Origin of the sequence: Micromonospora sp. NPDC048830 (genome assembly GCF_043198215.1) — a bacterium.
Lineage (GTDB): Bacteria > Actinomycetota > Actinomycetes > Mycobacteriales > Micromonosporaceae > Micromonospora.
Genome location: NZ_JBICUP010000009.1, coordinates 179,257 through 189,932, shown reverse-complemented (window position 1 = coordinate 189,932; position 10,676 = coordinate 179,257). Strand labels below are relative to the sequence as shown.

Below are 10,676 nucleotides of genomic sequence, written 5' to 3'. Positions count from 1 at the left end.
GACGATCCTCGCCACGGCCGAACGCGACCGTGCCAGTGCCGACGACGTAAGACATCTGATCGCCTCCTTCCGGGACGGTGGATCAGGTGCGGTCCGAGCTGGGAATCCAGGGCCTGGCCCCGGAGGAAAATCCCCCGGATTTATCCGTGGGGATCGTTAACAATCAGAACTGCACGTTCCTGGACTACGCCGGCATCCGGCTCGGCGAGCGCGTGATGGTCGGCCCGAAGGCCACGTTCATCACCGTCGGCCACCCGGTCGATCCTGAGGAGCGACGGGGGTGGCTCAGCGGCGCGCCCATCGACGTGGCGGAGAACGTGTGGATCGGCGCCGGTGCCACCATCCTGCCCGGCGTCAGCATCGGCCGTGACGCCGTGGTCGCCGCCGGTGCGGTCGTGGCCGACGACGTTCCGCCGGCAAGCCTGGTGACCGGCGGCAAGGCCACCGTGCACCGACGTTGGTGACGGCCTCAGCGGTGAAGATGTCCTCGGTCAGGGAGTCAAGCGGTGAACTCGGAGCACGTTGGGCGGGCGTACGCGTCCGTCGCGGACCTCTACATCGAGCTGTTCGGTACGAGCCGGCAGGTACACGTCGATGACCTGGCCTTCATCGGGCGACACCTGTCGGGCCGGCCTGGCACGGTGCTCGATCTGGGCTGCGGACCTGGCCATATCACCGACCACCTTCGCTCGCTGGGCGTCGACGCGCAGGGAATCGACATGGTCCCCGAGTTCATCGCCCACGCGAAGGCAACCCATCCGAACGGCAAGTACCAGCTTGGATCGATGGACAAGCTCGACGCGCGTCACCGTCCGAAATGATCATGTGCTACCTGTCCGCACCGGAAATCATCGACGACCCCAACTCCGGGACGGCTCGCGCGCTTGCCAGGATGTGACGCGTTTGGCAAGTTGTGCACCCGGGGCTACTCGAGGGAGAGCGATGCGAGAGGCAACGGGGGTGACCCTCGGCGCTCGGCCGGCGGGGGACGACGCCGAGGCGCTGTTCACCCGCCATTTCGTCGCACAGGCCAGGCGACCGGTCGGGCTCCTCGATGTGCCGGTGGGCAGTCTCCATCCCGGACATCGCTGCCTGCTCGCCACCGACGGCATGGTGAGCACCACCCTCGAGGCGTACCACCTGGAGCCGATCGCCGCCCGCCCGGTCAGCCAGGGCGACGTGCGGGTGTGCGCCGCGGAGGCCCACTGGCTCGGGGTGGCGTCGGCGGCCACCGCATTCCGTCGGCGGGTGGCGCTGCGGGGAGCCGTCTCCGACGCGCTGTACGTCGTCGCGGAGTCGCTGCTGGTGCCGTCCCGGCTGCCGGCCGGGTTCGGCGGCGCCATCGACCGGTTCCCCTCGGGGCTCGGCGCGGCGCTGACGGCCAGCGGCATCGAGAGTCGCCGCGAGCTGCTGTGGTTCGGCGCCGGACCGGTCCCCGACTGGTACCCGATGCCGGATGGCCGGCACGTGCTGCAGCGCGCCTACCGGGTGGTGCACGGCGGACAACCCGTCGCGCTGATCACCGAGAGCTTCCTGTGACGAACCGGTCCGCCGAGCTGGATCAACTGACCGGCGTGGTCGCCCGGGTGGCCCGGGTCGACCCGGCGCGGGTCGCCGTCCGCGGCACGGACGGCGAGGTGACGTACCGCGAGCTCCACGATCTGCTGGCGGCCGCCGGTTCCCGACCGGTCACGGGCGTGGGTCTGCTGCCGGTGTCCGGGGCGGCGTCCGATGTGGTCGCGTTGCTGACCCGGGCGGTGTCCGGGCAGAGCGTGCTGGTGATCGATGCGCAGACGACCGGATGGGAGCGCGACCGGGTCGAGGCGTTGACCCCGGACCACGACGACGACCGGCCACAGTGGCTGGCGCTGTGCACGTCCGGGACGTCCGGCCTGCCCAAGGTGGTCCCGCTGGACTGGCGCCTCGACGTACTGCCCAACGCGCTCGCGTTCGCCGAGGCCGCGGGATACCGCGAAGACGACGTGATCTGGTGCGGTACGCCGTTGCACCATCGATACTGCCTGGCCGCCGGTGTGCTCGGTGGACTGCTGTCGGGGTCGACCGTGCTGCTGATGCCGGGCATGCTCGGGCCGGCCGAGTTCGGGCGGCGGCTGCGCGACGAACGGGTGACCGTTCTGTTGTCGGTGCCGTACCTCTACGGTTTCTACGCCCAGGAGCTGGCCCGCGTTCCGGACGACGTCCGCGACCTGCCGCTGCGTCGCTGCGTCGCGGCGGGTGAACCGCTTCCGGCGCAGGTCGCGCGGGCCTGGCACCAGGCCACGGGCCTGCCACTGCTCTCCCACCTCGGCAGCACCGAGGACGGTCAGCTGACCCTGGGCCGCGGCGAGCCGGACGAGGGCGTGGGTCGACCGCTCGCCGACACCCAGCTGCGGGTGGACGCGGACGGCGTCATCGCCACCCGCCGACTGGCCAACCCGACCGCCCCGCCCGGCCCGGAGGCCCCGCCCGACACCGCGGCCCGGGACGGCCGGCGCGATCGCGGCTGGCTCGGCCCCGCCGACCGCGACCGGGACGGCTGGCGCCGCATGGGGGACCTCGGGTACCTCGACGAGCGGGGCAACCTGCACGTCACCGGTCGGGCCACCGAGCGGCTCAACGTGGCGGGCAAGAAGGTCGACCCGGTCGAGGTCGAGCAGGCGCTGCGGATGTGCCCCGGGGTGTCCGACTGCGTGGTGGCCGGCGTGCCCGGGCCGACGGGTGACGAACTGGTCGGCTTCGTCGTCGCCGGCCGTAGCCCGACCGACGCCGAACTACGCCGCCACCTCGGTGAGCTGCTCTCGCCGTACAAGCTCCCCCGCCGATTCGTCCGGCTGGACCGGGTCCCCCGCACCCGGACCGGCAAGCCTCAGCGTGGTCTGCTGGTCTCCGGGCTGCTGGCGGGCGGATCGACGACGGGCGCCGGGCCGCGGAGCGACGCGCCGGCCCAGGACGCGCCCTCGCCCGGCCACCCACCCGACGGCCCCTCGGCGCTCGATCCCAGCCGAAAGGTGTCCCGATGAACGCCGACCACCAAGGACCCGTCGGCCCGGCCCACGGCCGGCCAGAGCCGATCGCCGTCGTCGGCATGGCCGCCCGGTTCCCCGGCGCACGGTCGGTCGACGAGTTCTGGCGCAACCTCGTCGACGGCGTCGAATCGGTACGCCGGTTCAGCGCCGAGGAGCAGATCGCCGCCGGCGTGCCGGAGCACATCGTCCACCAGCCCGGCTTCGTTGCGGCGGCGCCGGTGCTCGACGACATCGACCGCTTCGAGCCCGCGTTCTTCGGTCTGAGCCCCCGCGAGGCCGAGCTGCGCGACCCGCAGCAGCGGCTGTTCCTGGAGATCGCCCACGAAACGTTGGAGAACGCCGGGTACGACCCGTCCCGCTACCCGGACCGGATCGGCGTCTTCGCGGGCGTGGGCGCCAACGGATACCTGCAGCACCACCTGGTGCCGCAGGCCGTCGAGGCGACCGCCGAGGGCATGTCGATCGGGATCGCCAACGACCACGACTTCGTCTCGACGCTGGTCTCCTGGGCGTTGGACCTGCGCGGGCCGAGCATGACGATCAATTCGGCCTGCTCGACGTCGCTGGTGGCCCTGCACGCGGCCTGCGCGGCGTTGCGGTCGGGCGACTGCGAGATGGCGCTGGCCGGCGCGTCGAACGTGCTGGTCCCGCACGGCTACGGATACCTGCACCAGCCGGGCGGGGTGCTGTCCCACGACGGGCACTGCCGGGCGTTCGACGCCGACGCGGACGGCACGTTGTGGGGCAGCGGAGCCGGCGCCGTGCTGCTCAAGTCGCTGTCGGCCGCGCTGCGCGACGGTGACACGGTGTACGCGACGATCCTCGGCTCGGCGGTCAACAACGACGGCGCCAAGGACAGCTTCACCGCGCCCAGCGCCACCGGCCAGCGCGAGGCGATCGCGGCGGCCCTGGACGCGGCCGGCGTGGATCCGCGCACCGTCGGTTACGTCGAGGCGCACGGCACGGCGACCGCCTTGGGCGATCCGGTCGAGGTGGCCGCGCTGGCCGAGGTGTACGGGCGGGACGGCACCGACACCGGCTGGTGCTGGCTCGGGGCGGTCAAGACCAACATCGGGCATCTGATCAGCGCCGCCGGCATCGCCGGGCTGGTCAAGGCCGTGCTGACCGTGCAGCACGGCCTGATCCCGCCGACCCTGCACTACCGGCGGCCCAACCCGCGGATCGACTTCGCGAAGAGCCCGTTCCGCGTGGTGTCGACGCTCACGCCCTGGCGCGGCGGCGGCCGGCCCCGGCGGGCCGGCGTCAGCGCGTTCGGCATCGGCGGCACGAACGCCCACGTCATCGTCGAACAGCCGCCACCGGTGACCCCCCGGGCCGGCACCAGCGGCCCGGTCCTGCTGCCGTTGTCGGCCCGCACGGAAACCGCGCTGGCGGAGGTGGTCACCGGGCTGGGCGAGCACCTGTCCACACACGACCAGGTCGACATCGGGGACGTCGCGTACACCGCGCAGGTCGGGCGGCGCCAACTGCGCCACCGGGCGTTCCTCGTGGCGGCCGACACCTACCAGGCCGCGTACACGCTCACCGAGGGCGCCGGCGGCGCGACCCGGCTGCACACCGGGTACGCCGCCTCGACCCCGCCCGAGGTCGCCTTCCTCTTCTCCGGGCAGGGCGCCCAGCACCCCGGCATGGGCCGCGGCCTGTACGAGCGGTACCCGGTCTTCCGGGCGGCCGTGGACGAGTGCGCCGAGCTGCTCCGGGACCATCTCGGCCGGGATCTTCGCGACGTGCTGTACCCGACGGCGGACGGCGCCGAGTCGGATCTCGACCAGACCTGGCTCACCCAGCCGGCGCTGTTCGCCGTCGAGTACGCGCTGGCCCGGCTCTGGCAGTCATGGGGGGTACGCCCGAAGGCGATGATCGGGCACAGCGTGGGCGAGTACGTGGCGGCCTGCCTGGCCGGCGTGTTCACCCTGCCGGACGCGTTGCGGGCGGTGGCCGCGCGAGGGCGGTTGATGCAGTCCATGCCGGCCGGAGCGATGCTGGCCGTACCGCTCGACGAGGACCGGCTGCGGTCGTTGCTGCCGGACACGCTGGACCTGGCCGGCGTGAACGGGCCCGGCCGGTGCGTGGTCGCCGGCCCCTGCGCCGAGATCGACGAGTTCGCGGCGGAACTGGCCGGGCGCGGCGTCGCCTCGACCGCGCTGCGCACCTCGCACGCGTTCCACTCGGCGATGATGGAGCCGATCCTCGACGAGTACGCGGACCTGCTGGCCGAACTCACCCTGCGGCCCCCGCGGATGTCCTTCCTGTCCAACGTGACCGGCGACTGGATCACCGACGCCCAGGCCACGAGCCCGCGCTACTGGGCCGAACACCTGCGCGGCACCGTCCGCTTCGCCGCCTGCGTCGACCGGCTGCTCGGCGCCCCGGCCAGTGGTGGGCCGCCGACCGGGCCCGGTTGGGCGCTCATCGAGGTCGGCCCCGGCCGTACCCTGGTCGACCTGGTCCGGGCCGGGCACCAGGGCACCGACCTGCTGGTGACGCCCAGCCTGCCGAGGCCACGGGAGGCCTCGGCGGAATCGGACCAGGTCGCCGTGCTCACGGCGCTGGGCAACGGGTGGCTGCGCGGCCTCGAGGTGGACTGGACGGCGCTCGGCGAGCCGGGTCGCCGGCGGGTCCCGCTGCCCAGCTATCCGTTCGAGCGCAAGCGGTACTGGGTCGAGCGCGACGCGGACCGACCGGCGCGGCCGTCCCGCAGCGGCCCGCTGGCGCTGGAGGACTGGTTCGAGGTGCCCGGCTGGCGTCAGGCCAGCGTGCCGGCCCCCGCCGAAGACGCGCTCACCGGCCAACGGGTCCTCCTGCTCTGCCCGGACAATCCGCCCGGTGAGCTGCTCGCCGACGCGCTCGCCGCCCGGGGCGCGGACCTGGTCCGGGTACGGATCGGCGCCGGCTACGCCCGACCGGCGGCCGACGTGTTCACCGTGGACCCGACCTCCCGGGAGGATCACGCCCGGGTGCTGGCCGTGCTGCGCGCCGGCGGCACCACACCGCACCGGATCGTCGCCGCGTGGGGGCTGCTGCCGCCGCCCGGGCCGGCCGACGGGCTGCACCCGGACCGGGTCGCCGAGGGCCTGCGGCGCTGCTTCTACGGGCTGCTCGCGCTGGCCCAGGCGGTCGCCGAGGAACGGGTCGCGCAGATCGCCGGGAAGCAGGCCCCCGAGGAGCGGGGCGCCGGGCTGCGGGTGGACGTGTGCACGGCGCACGCGCAGGACGTCGACGGGACCGACCTGCTGGCGCCCGAGTTGGCGGTGGCGGCGGGGGTGTGCCGGGTCGGGCCGGTGGAACTGCCCGAGGTGGCCTGGCGGCTCTTCGACACCGACCTTCCCGACGACGGGCGGGCCCTGGCCGGGCCCGTCACCGCACTGGCCGCCGCGATCGCCCATCCGGCCACCGACGAACTGGTCGCGCTGCGGCGTGGCCGGCGCTGGCTGCCCACCATCGAACCGGTACGGCTGCGCCCCGAGTCGCTCGCCGGCCCGGGCTGGGTCGAGGGGGGCGTGTACCTGATCACCGGCGGCACCGGGGGTCTGGGCCTGGCCATCGCGGAGCATCTCGCCGAACACGCGCACGCCCGGGTCGCCCTGCTGGCCCGTACGCAGCCGCCGCCCGAGTCCCGGTGGGACGAATGGCTGGCCGCCCACCCGGCCGACGCCACCAGCCGGGTGATCCGCACCGCCCGGCGGATCCGGGAACTGGGCGGCGAGGTGCTGCTGGTACGTGGCGACGTCGCGGACGCCGGCCAGCTCGCCCGCGCCCGCGACGAGGTGCTCGACCGGTTCGGGACCGTGCACGGGCTGATCCACGCGGCCGGTGTCCCGGGCGGCGGGATGATCGAGGTCAAGCTGCCGGCCGACGCCACCGCGGTCCTCGCCCCCAAGGTCGACGGGCTGGTCGCGCTGGCCGACGTCTTCGCCACGCTGCCGCTCGACGTCGTGGTGCTGTGTTCCTCGGTCACCGCGCTCGCGGGTGGGCTGGGGCAGGTCGACTACTGCGCCGCGAACGCCTTCATGGACGCCTACGCGCGCAGTCCGCTCCGTTTCGCCGCGCGGACGGTCTCGGTGAACTGGGGCAGCTGGGTCGAGGTCGGAATGGCGGCCCGGGCGGGAAGCGTGCCCTACCACGGCCACCCCTGGCTGACCGAGCTGACGCGGTTTCCCACCGGACAGGTCGTCCTGCGGGGGACGCTCGGTCCGGAAACCCACTGGGTGCTCGACGAGCACCGCGTCCTCGGCGAGCCGGTGCTGCCCGGCACGGCGGCGCTGGAGCTGATCCGTGCGGCTTTCGTCGCCGCCACCGATGCGGGCACTGGCCCGGTCGAGTTGCGGGACGTCCTGTTCCAGGCGCCGCTGACGGTCCCCGACGGGACCGAGGTGCGGGTGGAGGTTTCCCTGTCCGCCCCGGCGGAGGACGGCAGCCGCACGGCGACGGTCACCGGCGGCACCGCCGCGGGCGTGCACCCGTGTGCCCGCGCCGCCGTCCGCCGGGCCGCCGACGAGGCACCGTCGGCCGTGGACACCACCGCGGTACGGGCCCGCTGCGCGCCCCGACAGCACGCCGAGATGCCCACCGGCGGCGGGATGCTCAGCTTCGGCCCGCACTGGAGCAGCCTGCGCGCCGCGTACGCCGGGGACGGCGAGGAGCTGGCCGAGCTGGCCGCGCGCCCGCTGGTCGCCGCCGAGATCGGTGTGCTGGCCCTGCACCCGGCCCTGCTCGACGAGGCGACCGCGTTCGGCGCCGGGTACGGCGTACCGGCCGAACAGCGGTACCTGCCGCTGGGCTACGGCCGCATCGTCGTACGCGGGCCGTTGCCCGAACGGATCACCAGCCACCTGCGGCACCGGGGTGGTGACGCCGAGCGGGAGATCCTGCGCGCGGACTTCAGCATCGCCGACGCCGCCGGCCGGGAGGTGGTCGCGATCACCGACTTCACCCTGCGCCGGGTGTCGGACGACCCGCTGGCCGTGGCCGACGCGCCGGCTGCTGCCCCGCAGGTCACGGCCCCGGCGGCGGTGACCGGCCCGGCCGGCGAGGTCGGGATCCGTCCGGCCGACGGGGCCGAGGCGCTCCGCCGGCTGGTCGCCGCCGATCTCGGCCCGCAGGTGGCGGTCGGTGTGCTCGGCGTCGACGAGATCCGCCGGGACGTCCGGCACCGGGCGAGCGCCACGGTGGCGGCGCCCGCCCCGGCCGCGGCGCCGCACCACTCCGGGCGTGAGGGCCTGGGCCCGTACCGGGCGCCGACGGGCGAGGTGCAGGTGGCGCTGTGCGCCATGCTGTCGGAGATGCTCTCCGTACCGGACATCGGCGTCGACGACGACTTCTTCGAACTCGGCGGTAATTCCCTCGTCGCGGTCCAGCTGGTCTGGCGGCTCGGCGAGGTCTGGGAGGTGAAGCTGCCGATGCGGGCGCTGTACGACGCACCGACGGTCGCGGGTCTGGCCGCGGCGGTGGAGACGGCCCGGACCGGTGCCGAGCCGGACGAGCCGGAGATCGAAGTGGTGCCGAGGAGGCGCTCGTGACCGGGCAGCAGTCGGTCGACGCGCCGCTGTTCCCCGCGTCGTCGGCCCAGCGGCAACTGTGGTTCCTCGAACAGATCTATCCGGGTCGGCCGTTGAACAACCTCAACGTCGAGCTGCGTCCGGCGGCGCCGCTGCGCCCCGATGCGCTGCGGGCCGCGCTGACCGCTCTGGTGGACCGGCACGAGGCGTTGCGTACCACGTTCCACCACCAGCGGGACGGATCGCTGCACCAGGCCATCGCCCCGCGGGCCGGCGAGGTGGACCTCTCGGTGAGCGACCTGCGCGACCTGACCGGGGAGCAGGCCCGCGACCGGCTGGCCGAGCTGCGCCAGCGGGACGCCGCGGCCCTGTTCGACCTGGCCGCCGGCCCGTTGCTGCGCGTCCGGCTGGTACACCTGCCGAAGAACACGCAGGTGATGATCCTGGTGGTGCACCACATCGTCGCCGACGCGACGTCGATCGGCGTGCTGACCGAGGACCTCGCCGCGCTGTACGCCCACGCGGCCGACGGCACCGATCCGGGTCTGCCGCCGCTGCGCATCCAGTACCTGGACTACGTGGTGTGGCAGCAGAAGAAGCAGGAGCAGGCCAGGGCGGCCGAGTCGCTCGAGTGGTGGCGGGCGCAGCTCGCGGACCTGCCGACCGTGGACCTGGCGCCCGGCCGACGCCGCCCGACCCAGGGTCTCGACAGCGGCGGATGGTACGCCGAGGACTGGGACGCCGCCTTCGTCCACGACCTGCGAGCAGTCGCCCGTACGCACGCCACCACCGTGTTCGCGGTGCTCCTCGCGGGGTACGCGGTCCTGCTGAACCGGTACACCGGCGGCACGGACCTGCCGGTCGGTACGCCGGTGCTCGGCCGGCCCACCGCCGAGCTCCGCCGGGTGGTCGGGCTGTTCGTCAACATGCTGGTCCTGCGGATGGACGTGTCCGGCGATCCGCCCTTCGGTGAACTGCTGGCCCGTGCCCGGCGTACCGTCCAGGACGCTTTGGCCCACGAGGACACCCCGTTCGAACGGATCGTCAGCGCGGTCGCCCGGAGCCGCACCCCGGGCGTGACCGCGCTGTTCCAGGTGGGGATCAACATGGTCCCCGTACCGCCGCCGACACCGGCCGGGCGGCCGGCGTTCCTGTCCGAGGGCACCGAGTTCAGCAACGGGACCGCCAAGTACGACCTGTTCCTGACCTTCAACGAGCGCCCCGACGGCGGGCTGCAGGTGGTGGTCGAGTGGCGGCGAGGGCTGCTGGCCGACCGGAGCGCCCGCGGGCTGCCCCGCCAGCTGCGCCGGGTCCTGTCCGCCGCGCTCGCCGACCCGCGCACCCCGGTCACCGCCCTCCCGGTGGCCGACCCGTCCGAGATCGCCTCGGCCGGGGCCGACGTGGACGGGGCCGACGTGGACGGGGTCGACCTGGACGGGGTCGACCTGGACGGGGTCGACCTGGCGGTGGCGACCCGGGATCCGGCGCCGGGCCCGGACGCCGGGCTGCCGGCGGACGAGCCGACGACATCGGGTGCACCGCACCCGGTGCCACCGGTCGAGCAGGCCCGGATCGGGCTACCACCGCTGGACCAGGTCGAGGAGGTGCTCGCCGGCATCTTCGGCCGCGTCCTCGGCCACCCGTCGGTGGACAGGACCACCAGCTTCTTCGCGCTCGGCGGTGACTCGGTGGCCAGCCTGCGCCTGGTCGGCCTCGCCGCCGAGGCCGGCCTGGAGATCCTGCCCAGCGACGTGTTCCTCCACCAGAGCGTCGCCGAGCTGGCCCGGGCGGCACGGCTGCCGGCGGCGGTGGTGCCGGCACGGGACCACGGTCCCGGGCAGTGGCACGATCGGGAGGGAGACGACCCGGCGACGGAGCCGCCGGCCGACGCCCCGCACGAGCCGGGCGGGCCCGACCGGGCCGGCACCACCGGAACCGAGCCGGGCGGCTCCGACCGGGCCGGCAGCACCGGAACCGAGCCGGCCGGCCCGGCCACGACCGACGCCGGGGGCCACCGGGCGAGCGACTTCCCCGACTCCGGTCTGTCGCAGGATCAGCTCGACCGGATGATGGCCCGGCTGGCGGCCGCCTCGGGTCGGCCACGCCGCGGCGACCAGCACTCGTGACCTGC

Annotated in this window: 5 protein-coding genes and 1 pseudogene; all 6 read left to right on the top strand. The window is 74.3% G+C overall.

Annotation, left to right across the window (positions count from 1 at the left end):
* Nucleotides 1-86 precede the first annotated feature (86 nt).
* Entirely contained in the window at nt 87-464 is a 378-nt protein-coding gene (locus ACGFIZ_RS11600; RefSeq protein ID WP_393418263.1) for a DapH/DapD/GlmU-related protein, read from the top strand.
* Between the two features lie 42 nt (nt 465-506).
* A pseudogene (locus tag ACGFIZ_RS11595) lies at nt 507-797 on the top strand (class I SAM-dependent methyltransferase); the annotation flags it as partial.
* Between the two features lie 145 nt (nt 798-942).
* Nucleotides 943-1,539 carry a chorismate--pyruvate lyase family protein gene (locus tag ACGFIZ_RS11590; RefSeq protein ID WP_393418261.1) on the top strand — a complete coding sequence of 199 codons (597 nt, stop codon included), beginning with the start codon at nt 943-945 and terminating at the stop codon, nt 1,537-1,539.
* Nucleotides 1,536-3,020 (top strand): class I adenylate-forming enzyme family protein, encoded by a 1,485-nt coding sequence (locus ACGFIZ_RS11585; protein ID WP_393418259.1) that lies wholly within the window; start codon nt 1,536-1,538, stop codon nt 3,018-3,020. The genes ACGFIZ_RS11590 and ACGFIZ_RS11585 overlap by 4 nt, the downstream gene beginning before the upstream one ends.
* Nucleotides 3,017-8,566 (top strand): SDR family NAD(P)-dependent oxidoreductase, encoded by a 5,550-nt coding sequence (locus ACGFIZ_RS11580; RefSeq protein ID WP_393418257.1) that lies wholly within the window; start codon nt 3,017-3,019, stop codon nt 8,564-8,566. The genes ACGFIZ_RS11585 and ACGFIZ_RS11580 overlap by 4 nt, the downstream gene beginning before the upstream one ends.
* Complete coding sequence (locus ACGFIZ_RS11575; protein WP_393418255.1) at nt 8,563-10,671, top strand: condensation domain-containing protein; 2,109 nt, start codon at nt 8,563-8,565, stop codon at nt 10,669-10,671. The genes ACGFIZ_RS11580 and ACGFIZ_RS11575 overlap by 4 nt, the downstream gene beginning before the upstream one ends.
* The last annotated feature ends 5 nt before the right edge of the window (nt 10,672-10,676 follow it).

What these genes read in the sequence shown, in the direction of transcription:
- ACGFIZ_RS11580 (WP_393418257.1), top strand. Translation starts at nt 3,017, where the DNA reads ATGAACGCCGACCACCAAGGACCCGTCGGCCCGGCCCACGGCCGGCCA.
- ACGFIZ_RS11590 (WP_393418261.1), top strand. Translation starts at nt 943, where the DNA reads ATGCGAGAGGCAACGGGGGTGACCCTCGGCGCTCGGCCGGCGGGGGAC.